The organism is Streptomyces tritici, assembly GCF_048500665.1.
Lineage (GTDB): Bacteria > Actinomycetota > Actinomycetes > Streptomycetales > Streptomycetaceae > Streptomyces > Streptomyces tritici.
The window spans coordinates 4,899,717-4,916,326 of record NZ_CP183183.1 but is presented as its reverse complement, the minus strand read 5'-3'; the positions used below and the strand labels follow the sequence as shown (position 1 = coordinate 4,916,326).

14 protein-coding genes are annotated in these 16,610 nt (G+C 71.2%); 3 read left to right on the top strand and 11 right to left on the bottom strand.

Annotation, left to right across the window (positions count from 1 at the left end; translation table 11 throughout):
- Positions 1 to 8 precede the first annotated feature (8 nt).
- Positions 9 to 1,439, top strand: a complete 1,431-nt coding sequence (locus ACNJ93_RS22935; protein WP_418959309.1) for a cytosine permease — start codon at positions 9 to 11, stop codon at positions 1,437 to 1,439.
- A gap of 5 nt (positions 1,440 to 1,444) precedes the next feature.
- On the opposite strand, the gene ACNJ93_RS22930 is transcribed toward ACNJ93_RS22935, so the two are convergent.
- The 3 genes from ACNJ93_RS22930 to ACNJ93_RS22920 form a co-directional block, all read right to left on the bottom strand.
- Positions 1,445 to 2,536, bottom strand: coding sequence for a branched-chain amino acid aminotransferase (locus ACNJ93_RS22930; RefSeq protein ID WP_418959308.1), 1,092 nt, complete (start codon positions 2,534 to 2,536; stop codon positions 1,445 to 1,447).
- Positions 2,537 to 2,773: 237 nt separating this feature from the next.
- A complete protein-coding gene (locus ACNJ93_RS22925; protein ID WP_418959307.1) occupies positions 2,774 to 3,814 on the bottom strand; it encodes a 3-isopropylmalate dehydrogenase in 1,041 nt (346 codons plus the stop codon).
- A 76-nt stretch (positions 3,815 to 3,890) separates the two neighbouring features.
- On the bottom strand, positions 3,891 to 4,022 hold the full coding sequence (locus ACNJ93_RS22920; protein WP_329424501.1) for a hypothetical protein: 132 nt from the start codon (positions 4,020 to 4,022) through the stop codon (positions 3,891 to 3,893).
- Positions 4,023 to 4,310: 288 nt separating this feature from the next.
- Between ACNJ93_RS22920 and ACNJ93_RS22915 the strand changes: the two genes are divergently transcribed.
- Positions 4,311 to 5,210, top strand: a complete 900-nt coding sequence (locus tag ACNJ93_RS22915) for an alpha/beta fold hydrolase (RefSeq protein WP_418959306.1) — start codon at positions 4,311 to 4,313, stop codon at positions 5,208 to 5,210.
- On the opposite strand, the gene ACNJ93_RS22910 is transcribed toward ACNJ93_RS22915, so the two are convergent.
- The 3 genes from ACNJ93_RS22910 to ACNJ93_RS22900 form a co-directional block, all read right to left on the bottom strand.
- Positions 5,197 to 6,255 (bottom strand): S1 family peptidase, encoded by a 1,059-nt coding sequence (locus ACNJ93_RS22910; protein ID WP_418959305.1) that lies wholly within the window; start codon positions 6,253 to 6,255, stop codon positions 5,197 to 5,199. The two genes, ACNJ93_RS22915 and ACNJ93_RS22910, sit on opposite strands and share 14 nt — an antisense overlap.
- A gap of 137 nt (positions 6,256 to 6,392) precedes the next feature.
- The gene (gene pruA, locus ACNJ93_RS22905; RefSeq protein ID WP_418959304.1) at positions 6,393 to 8,024 is read right to left on the bottom strand and encodes an L-glutamate gamma-semialdehyde dehydrogenase; all 1,632 of its coding nucleotides are present in this window, start codon (positions 8,022 to 8,024) and stop codon (positions 6,393 to 6,395) included.
- 32 nt (positions 8,025 to 8,056) lie between these two features.
- Positions 8,057 to 8,983 (bottom strand): proline dehydrogenase family protein, encoded by a 927-nt coding sequence (locus tag ACNJ93_RS22900; RefSeq protein ID WP_418959303.1) that lies wholly within the window; start codon positions 8,981 to 8,983, stop codon positions 8,057 to 8,059.
- 197 nt (positions 8,984 to 9,180) lie between these two features.
- Here ACNJ93_RS22900 and ACNJ93_RS22895 point away from each other — a divergent pair, with 197 nt between their 5' ends.
- On the top strand, positions 9,181 to 10,443 hold the full coding sequence (locus ACNJ93_RS22895; RefSeq protein ID WP_418959302.1) for a PucR family transcriptional regulator: 1,263 nt from the start codon (positions 9,181 to 9,183) through the stop codon (positions 10,441 to 10,443).
- Positions 10,444 to 10,455: 12 nt separating this feature from the next.
- On the opposite strand, the gene ACNJ93_RS22890 is transcribed toward ACNJ93_RS22895, so the two are convergent.
- The 5 genes from ACNJ93_RS22890 to ACNJ93_RS22870 form a co-directional block, all read right to left on the bottom strand.
- Complete coding sequence (locus ACNJ93_RS22890; RefSeq protein WP_418959301.1) at positions 10,456 to 11,037, bottom strand: TetR/AcrR family transcriptional regulator; 582 nt, start codon at positions 11,035 to 11,037, stop codon at positions 10,456 to 10,458.
- 72 nt (positions 11,038 to 11,109) lie between these two features.
- Entirely contained in the window at positions 11,110 to 12,699 is a 1,590-nt protein-coding gene (gene serA / locus ACNJ93_RS22885) for a phosphoglycerate dehydrogenase (protein WP_418959300.1), read from the bottom strand.
- A gap of 235 nt (positions 12,700 to 12,934) precedes the next feature.
- Complete coding sequence (ilvC, locus tag ACNJ93_RS22880) at positions 12,935 to 13,936, bottom strand: ketol-acid reductoisomerase (protein WP_418959299.1); 1,002 nt, start codon at positions 13,934 to 13,936, stop codon at positions 12,935 to 12,937.
- A gap of 92 nt (positions 13,937 to 14,028) precedes the next feature.
- Positions 14,029 to 14,553, bottom strand: coding sequence for an acetolactate synthase small subunit (ilvN, locus tag ACNJ93_RS22875; protein ID WP_019889675.1), 525 nt, complete (start codon positions 14,551 to 14,553; stop codon positions 14,029 to 14,031).
- 26 nt (positions 14,554 to 14,579) lie between these two features.
- Positions 14,580 to 16,436, bottom strand: coding sequence for an acetolactate synthase large subunit (locus ACNJ93_RS22870; RefSeq protein ID WP_418959298.1), 1,857 nt, complete (start codon positions 16,434 to 16,436; stop codon positions 14,580 to 14,582).
- Positions 16,437 to 16,610: the final 174 nt, after the last annotated feature.

The window sequence follows — 16,610 nt, the reverse complement described above, 5'->3', positions numbered from 1 at the left end:
AGTGCCCCATGCCGATCGAACAGCGCGGAGTCGACACCATCCCCGAGGCGGAACGGACCAGCGGTCCCCGCGACCTGGTGGCGATCCTCCTCGGCTCCAACCTCTGCCTGGGCGTGATCGTCTTCGGCTGGCTCCCGGTCTCCTTCGGCCTCGGCTGGTGGGCCTCGGTGACCTCCGTGGTCACCGGCACGCTCGTCGGCGTGGCCGTGACCGCCCCGCTGGCGCTGATCTCGCTGCGCACCGCCACCAACCTGTCCACCTCCAGCGGCGCGTTCTTCGGCGTGCGCGGCCGGCTCGTCGGCTCGGTCGTCGGCCTGCTGCTCTCGCTGGGGTACACGGCGCTGACGCTGTGGATCGGCGGCGACGTGATGGTCGGCGTCCTGGCCCGGCTCACCGGACTGCCGACCGGCAGCCTCACCCACACGCTGGTGTACGCGGTGCTCGCCGCCTGCACGGTGGTGGCCGCCGTGTACGGCTACCGGCTGCTGCTGCGGCTCAGCAAGGGGCTGGCGGTCGGCATGACCCTGCTGCTCGGCCTGGGACTCGCCGCGTACGCGGGCGACTTCAGCACCGCCGCCGTCCCCGAGACCCCGTACCTGCTCGGCTCGTTCTGGCCGACCTGGGTGCTCTCCGCGGTGGCCGCCGGACTGAGCGGGCCGATCGCGTTCATCACCCTGCTCGGCGACTACACCCGCTACATCTCCCCCGTCCGGCACACCTCGAAGTCCGTGTGGCGGGCCACCTGTGTGGGCCTGCTGGTCGGTCTGCTGGTCCCTCAGCTCTTCGGCACCTACACGGCGCTGGCCGCGCGCGGCGCGCTGGACTACGCCGGCCCGCTGGTCGACGCCTCCCCCGTCTGGTACCTGGTGCCGCTGCTGCTCGCGGCGACCGCCGGCTCGATCGGCAACGCGGGCCTGATGCTGTACTCGATGGGCCTGGACCTCGACGCGATCCTGCCGCGCGCCGGCCGGACGACGGCGACCTTCGTCGTCGCGGCGGTCGCCACCGCCTTCGTCTTCCTCGGGCACTTCCTCACCGACGCCCAGTCGGCGATGACCTCGTTCGTGCTGCTGCTCACCGCGATCGGCACGCCCTGGGCGGTGATCACCCTGATCGGGCACGTCCGCTGTCGCGGCGCCTACGACACGGATGCGCTCCAGGTCTGCAACCGCGGGTCGCGCGGCGGCGCGTACTGGTTCAGCGCCGGCTGGCACCCGCGCGCCACCGCGGCCTGGGCGGTGGGCGCGGCCGTGGGCCTCGCGGCGGTGTCCACCCCGCTGTACGAGGGCCCGCTGCTGGCGCTGACCGCCGGGGTGGACTGCAGCTTCGTGCTGTCCGGCCTGGTGGGCGGCGCGCTGTACGCCGTCCTGACCCCGGGTGCGGCCGCGGACGCGAAGACGCCCGGGACGGTGACCGTCCCGGGCGCCCTGGTGGAGTGACGCGGTTACTTGCCCAGCTCGTGCATCCAGCCGTGGCGGTCCTCGGCCTTGCCGGTCTGGATGGCGAGCAGCGCCTCGCGCAGCTTCATCGTGACCTCGCCGGGCTCGCCGCCCGACTGCCGCCACTCGCCCCGGGCGGACTTGACCGTGCCGACCGGGGTGATGACGGCGGCGGTGCCGCAGGCGAAGACCTCGGTGAGGCTGCCGTTCTCGGTGTCGGCCTGCCACTGGTCGATGGAGATGCGGGCCTCCTCGGACTCGAACCCGAGGTCCTCGGCGACCGTGAGGAGCGAGTCGCGGGTGATGCCCGCGAGCAGCGAACCGGTGAGCGTCGGGGTGACGATCTTGTTGCCGTACACGAAGTACAGGTTCATGCCGCCGAGCTCCTCGACCCACTTGTGCTCGACCGCGTCGAGGTAGCAGACCTGGTCGCAGCCCTTGGCCGCCGCCTCGGCCTGCGCGAGCAGGGAGGCCGCGTAGTTGCCGCCGGTCTTGGCGTCGCCCATGCCGCCGGGGACGGCGCGGACGCGGTCCTCGGAGGCCCAGATGGAGACGGGCTTGACGCCGCCCGGGAAGTACGCGCCGGCCGGGGAGGCGATGACCACGAAGAGGTACTCGTTGGCCGGGCGGACGCCGAGGCCGACCTCGGTGGCGATCATGAACGGGCGCAGGTAGAGCGACGCCTCGCCGCCGTGCGGCGGGACCCACGCCTCGTCCTGGCGGACCAGGACGTCACAGGCCTCGATGAAGGTCTCGACCGGCAGCTCGGGCATGCCGAGCCGGCGCGCGGACGACTGGAAGCGGCGGGCGTTGGCGTCGGGGCGGAAGGTGGCGACCGAGCCGTCGGGGCGGCGGTAGGCCTTCAGGCCCTCGAAGATCTCCTGGGCGTAGTGCAGGACGCTCGTGGCCGGGTCGAGGGAGAGCGGGCCGTACGGGACGAGCTGGCCGTCGTGCCAGCCGCGGCCCTCGGTCCAGCGGATGGTCACCATGTGGTCGGTGAAGTGGCGGCCGAATCCGGGGTTGGCCAGGATCGCCTCCCGGTCCGCGTCGGACAGCGGGTTGGAGGAGGGCTTGAGCTCGATCGTGGGCGTCGTCATGAGTGCTTGTCCTTCACCGGTTGTGTGTGTCGGACCGCGCTCACGCACGTCCTCGCCACTGCTAGGACGTCCGAGCTTCTCCCCATGCCGCGGCCCCACGTTCGATTATCGCCCGTGGGAGCCCGGTCAGGAAGCGGGGGGTGAGTGCGGTCCAGGTCTCGATGGTGGCACCCGGAGGCCGCACAGGTGAAGCCGCCGGGCGCGGTGCGCGACCCGGCGGCTGTGTCAGTCGGCGGGTCAGCTCGCTACGCGTACCGCGAGCGCGTCGCCGATCTCGTCCGTCGTACGGGGGGTGGTGCCGCGCTCGGCGAGGTCGGCCGCGACGGCCTCCTCGATCCGGGCCGCCTCGGTCTCGAAGCCGAGGTGGCGCAGGAGCAGCGCGACGGACAGGACGGTCGCGGTGGGGTCGGCCTTGCCCTGGCCCGCGATGTCGGGCGCGGAGCCGTGGACGGGCTCGAACATGGAGGGGTAGGCGCCGCTGGGGTTGATGTTGCCCGAGGCGGCGACTCCGATGCCGCCGGAGACGGCCGCGGCGAGGTCCGTGATGATGTCGCCGAACAGGTTGTCGGTGACGATCACGTCGAAGCGCGCCGGGTCGGTGACGAGGAAGATCGTCGCCGCGTCGACGTGCAGGTAGTCCGTGGTGACCTCGGGATACTCCTGGGCCACCTTGTTGAAGATGTCCGTCCACAGGTGCCCCGCGAAGGTGAGCACGTTGTTCTTGTGGACCAGGGTCAGCTTCTTGCGCGGGCGGGCCTGGGCGCGGGCGAAGGCGTCCCGGACCACGCGCTCGACGCCGAAGGCGGTGTTGACCGAGACCTCGGTCGCGACCTCGTGCTCGGTGCCCTTGCGGATGACACCGCCGTTGCCGGTGTACGGGCCCTCGGTGCCCTCGCGGACCACCACGAAGTCGATCTCGGGCTGGCCGGCGAGCGGGGTCGCGACGCCGGGCAGCAGCCGGGAGGGACGCAGGTTGACGTGGTGGTCGAACGCGAAGCGGAGCTTGAGCAGGAAGCCGCGCTCCAGGACGCCGGACGGGACCGAGGGGTCGCCGATGGCGCCGAGCAGGATGGCGTCGTGCTGCTTCAGGGCGTCGAGGTCGGCGTCGGTGAGGGTCTCACCGGTGGCGTGGTAGCGCCGGGCGCCGAAGTCGTACTCCTTGGTCTCCAGCTTCACATCCTGCGGAAGCACGGCCGAGAGCACCTTGAGGCCCTGGGTCACGACCTCCTGGCCGATGCCGTCGCCGGGGATGACTGCGAGATTGATGCTGTGAGACATGTCGGCACCCTACTCTTCGTCCCATCGTCTGACACGATCGCGTCCACGATGCGGACGCGCGTGTCACCGGGACGGATCAGTGGCCGGTCTCGCCGCCGTTGTCGCGACGGTCGAGGGCGCGCTGGAGGGCGGCGGCGGCGTTCTTGCGGGCGTCGTCGCTGGGGCGGGCGGCGGAGTGGCGGACGCGGCGGGCGGTCTGAGCGGCCATGAGGGATCGACTCCTTGAGATCAGCGTGATCGAAGGCGCCGGAAGGGGGCGGGGAGCGGCGCCGCAGGGGTTGCCTGCACAGGGGCGTCGCGCTCTCGACCGCCGTCGCTCGATGGAGCGGGACGTTCGGCTTCTACAAAGCTAGGGCAGCTCGGGCTGTCTGTCTCCACAGTTAGTCGGACTTCCTACTATCTGAGACGACACCTAACCCCCTAACACTCATTGACAGGTTGAAGGTGGGCGTGATTGCCTCCTCGTAACCAGTCACAGATAGTTGAGAGGTTATAGATGACCGAGCAGCGGATCCATCACCGCACCGTCGTCGTCCGCGGGCACGAGCTCTTCTACCGGGAGGCCGGCCCCGCCGACGCACCGGTCCTGCTCCTGCTGCACGGCTTCCCGACCAGCTCGTACATGTTCCGGGACCTGATCCCGCGGCTGGCCGGCCGGTACCGGCTGATCGCCCCGGACCACCTCGGCTTCGGGCACTCCGCGGCGCCGCCCGCGGAGGAGTTCGCCTACAACTTCGCGGGACTGGCCCAGCTGACGGCCGAGTTCACCAAGGCGCTGCGGCTCGACCGGTTCGCGCTCTACGTGCAGGACTACGGAGCGCCGATCGGCCTGCGGCTCGCCCTCGCCCACCCGGAGCGGATCACCGCGGTCGTCACCCAGAACGGCAACGCGTACGAGGAGGGGCTCGGCGCGGAGGCCTGGGCCCCGGTCCTCGCCCTGATCGCGGACCGGAACCCCGAGACCGAGGCCCCGGTCCGCGCGATCCGCTCGGTGGAGGGCATCCGCCGGCAGTACGAGACCGGCGTGCCGGCCGAGTACCGCTCCCTGCTGAACCCGGACGCCTGGCACCACGACGCCACGCTGATGGCGCGTGAGGGCCAGGACGGCATCCAGCTCGCCCTGATCGCGGACTACGGGTCCAACTTCGCCCTGTACCCGGCGTTCCAGGAGTGGTTCCGGACCTCCCAGGTCCCGTTGCTCGCCGTCTGGGGCGCGGGCGACGAGGTGTTCGTGCCGGCGGGCGCGGAGGCGTTCCGCCGCGACCTGCCGGACGCGGAGATCCACCTGCTGCCCACCGGACACTTCGCCCTGGAGACCCACGCCCCGCGGATCGCCGAGCTGATCGACGGCTTCCTGGCCCGCCGGGTCGCCGGGGCCGCCGTCAGTACACGTTGACGCCGTAGGCGGCCAGGGCCTCCTTGACCGGCTGGTGGATGGCGGAGCCGTTGGTGCCGGTGCAGCCGGAGCTGCCGGAGTGGATGCCGAGGGCGACCGAGCCGGCGAAGTGCGCGCCGCCGCTGTCGCCGCCGGCGGAGCAGGCGGTGGTGCGGACCATGCCGTACACCGGGCCGTCGCTGTAGTTGACGGTGACGTTGACGGCGGTGACCGTGCCGCTGGTGACCTTGGTCGTGGAGCCGCTCTTCTTCAGGGCCTGGCCCACGACCGCGTCCGCGGCGGAGGAGATGTCCTGGTGGCTGCCGTTGTAGAGGTTGACGTTGCCGGCCGGGGTCGAGCCGTTGGTGTAGCGGACGATCCCGTAGTCGTTGGTCGGGAAGCTGGTGCCCTCGCGGACGCCGATCTGGGGCCCGCCGGAGGTGGCCGACCAGCTGGAGGCGATGTTGGTGCAGTGGCCGGCGGTGACGAAGTAGCGCGTGGTGCCCTTGGAGACGTTGAACGCGGCGGAGCAGCGGGAGCCGCCGCCGTAGATCGCGTCGCCGCCGGCCACCTCGCGGTGGAAGACGCCCGGTACGCGGGTGACGCGTATGGCGCCGTCCCGGTCCGCGGCGACGGCGCGCAGCCGGGCGAGGTCCCGGGCGGAGACGGAGGAGTCGGCCTCGACGGCGATCTGGTTGGTGCGCGGGTCCAGGCCCCAGGAGGTGCCGGGGATCTTGGCCCGGGTCTCCAGGTCGGCCATGGCCGCGTCCAGCTGCGCGGCGGAGCGCCGGACGAGCTTCGGGACGGCGCCGGCGGCGCGGACCCGTTCGGCGGCGGACCCGGTGGTGACGGTGACGACGAGCCTGCCGGTGGCGGCGTCGACGTAGGACCCTGCGGACTCGGCGCCGAGGGCTCTCTCGACGGCGGAGTCCAGGGCGTGCAGGCTCTCGGGTGCGGGGGCGGGCGTGGGGGCGGCGCCGGCGGGGGCGGCGCCGAGGCCGAGCGAACCGGCGACGAGCAGGGCGGACAGGGCGGCGAGGCGCGTACGCGCGCGACGAAGGCTCATGACCGATGAACTTGGCATGAACATGCCTCGTCGACAAGGGCGCCCTTCGGCCAATGGGAACCGCCCCCGTCCTCGGTTGGGGGACCGGGGAGGGGGGCGGTGTTGGGGGGCGGCCCCTCACGGGGCCGCGGGCCGGGTCAGCCCATGTGCGGGTAGCCGTACTCGGTCGGCGGGACCAGCGTCTCCTTGATGGCGCGGGTCAGCGTCCAGCGCATCAGGTTCTGCGGGGCGCCCGCCTTGTCGTTGGTGCCGGAGGCACGGCCGCCGCCGAAGGGCTGCTGGCCGACGACGGCGCCGGTCGACTTGTCGTTGATGTAGAAGTTGCCCGCGGCGAAGCGGAGCTTCTCCATCGTGTACGCGGCGGCGGCGCGGTCGCCCGCGATGACCGAGCCGGTGAGGGCGTAGTCCGAGACCGACTCCATCTGGGTCAGCATCTCGTCGTACGCGTCGTCCTCGTAGACGTACACCGCGAGGATCGGGCCGAAGTACTCGGTCGTGAAGACCTCGTTCTCCGGGTCGGTGCACTCGATGACCGTGGGGCGGACGAACCAGCCCTCGGAGTCGTCGTAGCTGCCGCCCGCGACGATCGTGCAGGTCTCGTCGGCCCTGGCGCGGTCGATCGCGGCCTTGTTCTTGGCGAACGCGCGCTCGTCGATGACCGCGCCGATGAAGTTCGACAGGTCGGTGACGTCACCCATCCTGATGCCGTCGACCTCGGCCGCGAACTCCTCCTTGAACCCGTCGTTCCAGATGGAGGCCGGGATGTACGCCCGCGAGGACGCGGAGCACTTCTGGCCCTGGAACTCGAAGGAACCGCGGGTCAGCGCGGTCTTCAGGACGGCGCGGTCGGCGCTCGGGTGCGCGACGACGAAGTCCTTGCCGCCGGTCTCGCCGACGATCCGCGGGTAGGAGCGGTACTTCTCGATGTTGGTGCCGACCGTCCTCCACAGGTGCTGGAAGGTCTTGGTCGAACCGGTGAAGTGGATGCCGGCGAGGTCGCGGTGGTTCAGGGCCACCTCGGAGACGGCGATGCCGTCGCCGGTCACCAGGTTGATGACGCCCTTCGGCAGACCGGCCTCCTCCAGGAGCTCCATGAGCAGCACCGCGGAGTGGGTCTGGGTCGGGGACGGCTTCCAGACCACCACGTTGCCCATGAGGGCCGGGGCGGTGGGCAGGTTGCCCGCGATGGCCGTGAAGTTGAACGGCGTGATCGCGTAGACGAAGCCCTCCAGCGGGCGGTGGTCCAGACGGTTCCACACGCCCGGGGAGTTCGCCGGCGGCTGCTCGGCCAGGATCTGGCGGGCGTACGCGACGTTGAAGCGCCAGAAGTCGACGAGCTCGCAGGGGGTGTCGATCTCGGCCTGCTGGGCCGTCTTCGACTGGCCGAGCATGGTGGAGGCGGCCAGCGTCTCGCGCCACGGGCCGGCGAGCAGCTCGGCGGCGCGCAGGATGATCGCGGCGCGGTCGTCGAAGGACATCGCGCGCCACGCCGGGGCGGCGGCCAGGGCGGCGTCGATGGCGTCCTGGGCGTCCTGCTGGGTGGCGCCGCGGAAGGTGCCGATGACGGACTTGTGGTTGTGCGGCTGGACGACCTTGAACTCCTCGCCGCCGCCCATGCGCTTGACGCCGCCGATGGTCATCGGCAGCTCGCGCGGGTTGTCGGCCAGCTCCTTGAGCTTGGCCTCCAGCCGGGCGCGCTCGGGGGAGCCGGGGGCGTAGCCGTGCACCGGCTCGTTGACGGGAGTGGGGACCTGGGTCACAGCGTCCATGAGTCTCTTTACTCCTTCGGAGGGGTGGGGGCTCAGCCCTTGGTGAGGATGGACCGGGCGAAGAACAGGAGGTTGGCCGGCTTCTCGGCGAGACGCCGCATGAAGTAGCCGTACCAGTCGGTGCCGTAGGCGGTGTAGACGCGCATCCGGTGGCCCTCGGCGGCGAGGCGGAGGTGCTCCTCGGAGCGGATGCCGTACAGCATCTGGAACTCGTACTCGTCCAGCTTGCGGCCGGCGCGGCGGGCGAGCTCCTGCCCGATGGCGATCAGACGGGGGTCGTGGGACCCGATCATCGGGTAGCCCTCGCCCTCCATCAGGATCTTCAGGATGCGGACGTACGCCTTGTCGATCTCCGACTTGTCCTGGATCGCGACCTCGGCGGGCTCCTTGTAGGCGCCCTTCACGATCCGGACCCGGGAGCCGTTCGCGGCGAGCCGGCGGGCGTCGTCCTCGGTGCGGTACAGGTACGCCTGGATGACGCAGCCGGTCTGCGGGAAGTCCTTCCGCAGCTCCTCGTGGATGGCGAACATCGAGTCGAGGGTGGTGTGGTCCTCGGCGTCCAGGGTGACCGTGGTGCCGATGGCGGCGGCGGCCTCGACGACCGGGCGGACGTTCGCGAGCGCCAGGTCGTGCCCTCCGTCCAGCGACTGGCCGAACATCGACAGCTTCACCGACATCTCGGCGCGCTCGCCGAGCCCGAGCTCCTTCAGGCGCTCGATCAGCTCCAGGTAGGCGTCCCGGGCGGCGTACGACTGCTCGACCGTGGTGATGTCCTCGCCGACGACGTCGAGGGTGAGCTCCAGGCCCTTGCCGGCCAGGTCCCGGACGATCGGGACGACCTGGTCGACGGTCTCGCCGGCGATGAACCGGGCGACGACCTGCTTGGTGCCCGGGGCGGCCGACACGAAGCGGCGCATCTTGTCGCTGCGCGACGCGGCGAGGATCAGGGGACCCAGCACGGGGGCACCTCCAGAGGACATGACGGAGAAACGGGTGCCACAACCGACCGTACGGAACGATTCGGGAACGGCACGAAGAACCACCGTGAAACCTAAGGATCGCTCCGATCCTCGGCCATCGACAGCTGTCACGCATCCGTGTCGGGCTCCTCAGACATCTGTCTGAAGGACCGCGGGGCCGGTGCGAGAATGGCCGGGTGAAGGGCGATTACCAGGAGCTGGTCGACGAGATCTCCGAGCTGCTCGGGGAGCCCGCGACGCTGGAGAACCGGGACTTCGGACTGATCGCCTTCGGCGCGCACGACAGCGACGACGACAGCGCGATGGACCCGGTCCGCACCCGCTCGATCCTCACCAGGAAGTCCACCCCGGCCGTCCGCGCCTGGTTCGAGGGCTTCGGCATCGCCCGGGCGACCGGCCCGGTCCGCATCCCCGCCGCCCCGGACGCGGGGGTCTACCGGGACCGGATCTGCCTGCCCGTGCGCCATCGGGGCGTGGTCCTCGGCTACGTCTGGCTGCTCGACGCCGAGCCGGGCCCGACGCACGAGCAGCTCACGGCGGCGATGGAGGTGGCCGGCCGGATCGGCGCGCTGCTCGCCGACGAGGAGCGGGCGGGCGCCGACCTCTCCCGCGAGCTGCGGGCCACCCTGAGCGCGGAGCGCGGCTGGCAGTACGACATGGCCCTGACGGCGCTGCGCTCGGCCCTGGGCCCGGACGCGGACGGCCTGCACGCCCTGGTGTGCGTGGCGCCCTGGCCGGCCGAGGACGCCCCCTCGGTCCGTACGGTCCCCGGCGCCTCGGCGGTGTGCACCCTGCCGTGGCGCCGTGGCGAGGCGCCCGCCCCCGCGGGCGGGGCCCGCGGCGGACCCGGCGGCGAGCGGCGGCCGGAGGGGTCCGGCGGCTCCGGGGCCGCGTATCCGCTCGGGCCGGCCGGGTCCGGTGACGGCCCCGGCTGCGGACCGGCGCTCGCCGTGCTGGTACGGCTCCGGGCGGCCGATGTCCTCGGCCCGGCGCTCACCGCGGCCGACCGGGTCCGGGGCGCGGCGGGCGGCAGCGCGGTCGCCGGGCTCGCGAGCCCCCGGCGGGGTCTCGCGGAGCTGGACGCCTGCTGGCGGGAGGCCGCCGCGGCCGCCCGGGCGGCGCTGGCCGAGCCGCGGCTCGGACCGGTGGCCCGCTGGTCGGCGATCGGCCCGTACCGGCTGCTGACCGCGCTGCCCGCGTCCCCGCCCGACCCGTCGGTGGGGCCGCTGCTCACCCCGGCCCACGCCGAACTCGCCCGCACGGCCGAGGTGTTCCTCGACCACGCCGGTCAGGCCGGACGCACCGCCGCGGCCCTGGGCATCCACCGGCAGACGCTGTACTACCGGCTCTCCCGCGTCGAGGCCCTCACCGGGCTCGACCTGGACGACGGCGAGGACCGGCTGCTGCTCCACATGGCGCTGAAGCAGGCGAAGCTCTGAGCCGGCGCCGCGTCAGTCGCGTTCGCCCATCAGGACCTTGAGCCCCTCGGTCAGGTCGTCGGCCGTCGGGGCGGTCTCGGGGTCGACCATCCACTGGATCATCACGCCGGTGGCGAGGGCCTGGAGGAGCAGCCCGGCCACCCGGGCCTTCTCCGGGTCCGCCGCCGCGTCGAGGCCGAGCATGCCCTCGGCGATGCCGAGGCGGCCCTCCCGCTGCGGCTCCTTGATCGCCTCGCGGAGCTTCTCGTCGTCGTCCAGCCGGGTGACGACCTCGGTCTGCAGCTTCCAGACCGGCCGGCTGGCCTCGGCGGCGGCGATGAGCCGCGCCCAGACGGCGCGGAAGCGCTCGTAGGGATCGGCGGGAAGCTCCTCGTCGCCGCCGCGCTCGTCCCCGATGCTCACCCGGTCGCCCCACTCCTCGGTCAGCGCGAGGAACGCCTGCTGGAGCAGGGCGTCCTTGGAGCCGTAGTGGTAGCCGATGGAGGCCAGGTTGGTGCCGGAGGCGGCGACGACGTCACGGGCGGTGGTGCGCCCGTACCCCTTCTCCAGGAGGCAGCGCTTGGCTCCCTCCAGCAGGTCTTCCTTGTGTCCCATGACAGCACTGTACCCGGCTACTAGACAGTCGTGTAAGACGATCGTCTAGCGGCCGGGTACGGGCCGTACGCGTCAGACCAGGTTGACCGAGCGGGCCGAGGTCGCGCCGATGGCCGCGGCCAGCTCGCCGAGCACGGCGGCCGGGACGGTGTCGTCCACGGTCAGCACGGCCAGCGCCTCGCCGCCCTCCTCGGCGCGGGCCACCTGCATGCCCGCGATGTTGAGGCCCGCCTCGCCGAGGATCCGGCCGACGGTGCCGACGACACCCGGGCGGTCCTCGTAGCGCAGCACGACCATGTGGTCGGCCATGGCCAGGTCCACGTCGTAGTCGCCGATGCCGACGATCTTCTGGAAGTGCTTGGGGCCGGCCAGCGTGCCGGAGACCGCGACCTCCTCGCCGCCGGAGAGCGTGCCGCGCACGGTCACCAGGTTGCGGTGGTCCGGGGACTCGCTGCTGGTGGTCAGCCGCACCTCGACACCGCGCTCCTGCGCGAACAGCGGGGCGTTCACATAGCTGACGGTCTCGTCGACCACGTCCTCGAACACACCCTTGAGCGCGGAGAGTTCGAGCACCTTCACGTCGTGCTGGGTGATCTCGCCGTACACCTCGACGTCGAGGCGGACCGCGACCTCGCCGGCCAGCGCGGTGAAGATCCGGCCGAGCCGCTCGGCCAGCGGCAGACCCGGCTTCACGTCCTCGGCGATCACGCCGCCCTGGACGTTGACCGCGTCCGGGACCAGCTCGCCGGCGAGCGCCAGGCGCACCGAACGGGCGACGGCGATACCGGCCTTCTCCTGGGCCTCGTCCGTGGACGCGCCGAGGTGCGGGGTGCAGACGACCTGGTCGAGCTCGAACAGCGGGGAGTCCGTGCAGGGCTCCTTCGCGTACACGTCGAGACCGGCGCCGGCGACCCGGCCCTCCTTGAGGGCGGAGTACAGGGCGGCCTCGTCGACGATCCCGCCGCGCGCGGCGTTGACGATCCGGACGCTCGGCTTGACCTTGTGCAGCGCCTCGTCGCCGATGAGACCGAGGGTCTCGGGGGTCTTCGGCAGGTGGACGGTGATGAAGTCGGCGACCTCGAGCAGCTCGTCCAGGGAGAGCAGCTTCACGCCCATCTGGGCGGCGCGGGCCGGCTGCACGTAGGGGTCGTAGGCGACGATCTTCATGCCGAAGGCCGACATGCGCTGGGCGACCAGGACGCCGATGCGGCCGAGGCCGACGACGCCGAGGACCTTCTCGCTGAGCTCGACGCCGGTGTACTTCGAGCGCTTCCACTCGCCGTTCTTCAGCGCGGTGTTCGCCTGCGGGATGTTGCGGGCGGTGGCGACGAGCAGGCCGCAGGCGAGCTCGGCGGCGGTGACGATGTTGGAGGTCGGGGCGTTCACGACCATCACGCCGGCCTTGGTGGCGGCGGAGACGTCCACGTTGTCCAGGCCCACGCCGGCGCGGGCGACGACCCGCAGCTTCCTGGCGGCGGCAATGGCCTCGGCGTCGACCTTGGTGGCGGAGCGGATCAGGATCGCGTCCACGTCGGCGATGGCGGGCAGCAGCTCGGCGCGGTCCGCGCCGTTGCAGTGCCGGATCTCGAAGTCCGGGCCGAGCGCGTCGACGGTGGCGGGCGACAGCTCTTCAGCGATGAGTACGACAGGTTTCGAGCTCACGTGAATCCTCACAGAGGCAGTGCGGACGGCCGTCCCGACGGCCGCAGGCGGTGGAGGGGCTAGCCGCGTGGAAGACGCACGACGCTGTGGGCCTGACGCGATGTTGTTCAAGAGTGTAGTGCCGGACCCGGGGTTCGTTTCCGCCGCGGCGGAAGGATCACCCGTCCGTGGTTGGACTGACTGTCCAATGATGTGCAGAGGGGCCGGACACGGTGTCCGGCCCCTCGCCGAAGGCTTACGCCTCCTCGTCGTTCACCCAGCTCATGAGCTTGCGCAGCTCCTTGCCGGTGGTCTCCAGGAGGTGCTTCTCGTCCTGGGTCTTGTACTCGTTGTACTTCTTCAGACCGCCGTGGTACTCGTCCATCCAGTTCTTGGCGAAGGTGCCGTCCTGGATCTCGGTGAGGACCTTCTTCATCTCGGCCTTGGTGGCGTCGGTGATGATCCGCGGGCCGGTGACGTAGTCGCCCCACTCGGCGGTCTCGGAGACGGACCAGCGCATCTTCTCCAGGCCGCCCTCGTACATGAGGTCCACGATCAGCTTCAGCTCGTGGAGGCACTCGAAGTACGCGATCTCCGGCTGGTAGCCGGCCTCGACCAGGGTCTCGAAGCCCGCCTTGACCAGCGCGGACGCGCCACCGCAGAGGACGGCCTGCTCACCGAACAGGTCGGTCTCGGTCTCCTCGGTGAAGGTGGTCTTGATGACGCCGGCGCGGGTGCCGCCGATGGCCTTGGCGTAGGAGAGCGCCAGGGCGAAGGCGTTGCCGGTCGCGTCCTGCTCGACGGCGGCGATCGCGGGGACGCCGCGGCCCTCCTCGTACTGGCGGCGGACCAGGTGGCCCGGGCCCTTCGGGGCGACCAGGGCGACGTCGACGCCGGCCGGGGGCTTGATGAAGCCGAAGCGGACGTTGAAGCCGTGCGCGAAGAACAGCGCGTCGCCGTCCTTCAGGTTCGGCGCGATGGCCTCCTCGTAGACCTTCGCCTGGATCGGGTCCGGGATCAGGATCATGATGACGTCGGCCTCGGCGGCGGCCTCGGCGGGCGTGACCACGCGCAGACCCTGCTCCTCGGCCTTGGCCTTGGACTTGGAGCCCTCGTGCAGACCGACGCGGACGTCGACACCCGAGTCGCGGAGCGACAGCGCGTGGGCGTGGCCCTGGCTGCCGTAACCGATCACCGCGACCTTGCGGCCCTGGATGATGGACAGGTCGGCGTCGTCGTCGTAGAACAGCTCGGCCACTGGGATTCTCCTTGGTGTGCTGGTGTTGCGTCCCACCGTACGGCGGGAGGGGGAAGGGAAGTCTTCTGGTCTCGTCTGGCGGAACGGTCGGATCAGGCGGAACGGTCGAGCGCCCGCAGGGACCGGTCCGTGATGGACCGGGCGCCGCGCCCTATGGCGATGGTGCCCGACTGGACGAGCTCCTTGATGCCGAACTGCTCCAGCATCTTGAGCATCGCGTCGAGCTTGTCGCTCGAACCGGTGGCCTCGATGGTGACCGCCTCGGGCGAGACGTCCACGGTCTTGGCGCGGAACAGCTGGACGATCTCGACGATCTGGGAGCGGGTCTCGTTGTCGGCGCGGACCTTCACCAGGACGAGCTCGCGCTGGATCGCGGCGCTGGGCTCGAGTTCGACGATCTTCAGGACGTTGACCAGCTTGTTGAGCTGCTTCGTCACCTGCTCCAGCGGCAGGTCCTCGACATTGACCACGATGGTGATGCGGGAGATGTCGGGGTGTTCGGTGACACCGACCGCGAGCGAGTCGATGTTGAAGCCGCGGCGGGAGAAGAGCGCGGCGATGCGGGCCAGGATGCCGGGGGTGTTCTCGACCAGGACCGAGAGCGTGTGCTTGGACATGTCTCTTATCGCTTCTCTCTCGTCTCTCAGTCGTCTTCGCCGTCGCCGAAGTCGGGGCGGACCCCGCGGGCGGCCATGACCTCGTCGTTGGAGGTGCCGGCGGCGACCATCGGCCAGACCTGGGCGTCCTCGTGGACGATGAAGTCGATGACGACGGGGCGGTCGTTGATGGCGTTGGCCTGCTCGATGACCTTGTCCAGGTCGGCCGGGTCCTCGCAGCGCAGCGCGACGCAGCCCATGGCCTCGGACAGCTTGACGAAGTCCGGGATGCGGGTGCCGCGGGCGTCCGGGTTGACGTCGTCCGGGCCGGAGTGCAGGACGGTGTTCGAGTAGCGCTGGTTGTAGAACAGCGTCTGCCACTGACGGACCATGCCCAGGGCGCCGTTGTTGATGATGGCGACCTTGATCGGGATGTTGTTCAGGGCGCAGGTGACGAGCTCCTGGTTCGTCATCTGGAAGCAGCCGTCGCCGTCGATCGCCCAGACCGGGCGCTCGGGCATGCCGGCCTTGGCGCCCATGGCGGCCGGGACCGCGTAGCCCATGGTTCCGGCGCCGCCGGAGTTCAGCCAGGTGGCGGGCTTGTCGTACGTGATGAAGTGCGCGGCCCACATCTGGTGCTGGCCGACGCCGGCCGCGTAGATGGTGTCGGCCGGGGCCAGCTCGCCGATGCGCTGGATGACCTGCTGCGGCGAGAGGCTGCCGTCCTCCGGCAGGTCGTAGCCGAGCGGGTAGGTCTCGCGCCAGCGGTTCAGGTCGCTCCACCAGGCGGTGTAGTCGCCCTTGTTGCCCTCGCTGTGCTCGGCCTGGACGGCCTGGACCAGGTCGGCGATGACCTCGCGGGCGTCGCCGACGATCGGGACGTCGGCGGCGCGGTTCTTGCCGATCTCGGCCGGGTCGATGTCCGCGTGGACGATCTTGGCGAACGGGGCGAAGCTGTCCAGCTTGCCGGTGACACGGTCGTCGAAGCGGGCGCCGAGGGCGACGATCAGGTCGGCCTTCTGCAGGGCGGTGACCGCGGTGACCGCGCCGTGCATGCCGGGCATGCCGACGTGCTGCGGGTGGCTGTCCGGGAAGGCGCCGAGGGCCATCAGGGTGGTGGTGACCGGGGCGCCGGTCAGCTCGGCGAGGACCTTCAGCTCGGCCGTGGCGCCGGCCTTCAGGACGCCGCCGCCGACGTACAGGACGGGACGCTTGGCGCCGGTGATCAGCTTCGCGGCCTCGCGGATCTGCTTGGCGTGCGGCTTGGTCACCGGGCGGTAGCCGGGCAGGTCGGTCTGCGGCGGCCAGCTGAAGACGGTCTTGGCCTGCAGGGCGTCCTTGGCGATGTCGACCAGGACCGGGCCGGGGCGGCCGGTGGAGGCGATGTGGAACGCCTCGGCGATCGTCCGCGGGATGTCCTCGGCCTTGGTGACCAGGAAGTTGTGCTTGGTGATCGGCATGGTGATGCCGCAGATGTCCGCCTCCTGGAAGGCGTCGGTGCCGATCGCCTTGGAGGCCACCTGGCCGGTGATGGCGACCAGCGGGACGGAGTCCATGTGGGCGTCGGCGATCGGGGTGACCAGGTTGGTCGCGCCCGGGCCGGAGGTGGCCATGCAGACGCCGACCTTGCCGGTGGCCTGCGCGTAACCGGTCGCGGCGTGGCCGGCGCCCTGCTCGTGCCGGACGAGGATGTGACGGACCTTGGTCGAGTCCATCATCGGGTCGTACGCGGGGAGGATGGCGCCGCCGGGGATGCCGAAGACGGTGTCGGCCCCCACTTCCTCGAGAGAGCGGATGAGGGACTGCGCGCCCGTGACGTGCTCAACGGTGGCGGAGGGCTGTCCGCCGTTACGGGCCCGCGGCTGCGGATGGTGGGCCCCGGTGGCCTGCTCGGTCATCGGCATTCTCTTCTCGAAGCTGAGGGTTTTCGCTGGGGGTTTCGCGAGGTTTGAGCGGGTTCTGACGAGTGCCAGTGCAACAAAAAACCCCTCGTGCCGGGAGGCAAGCGAGGGGAGCGCGTCGGGTGTGTCACGAGCCGGGCCGTCGTGGCCCCGCTTCAGCCGACGCGCTTTCCAAGT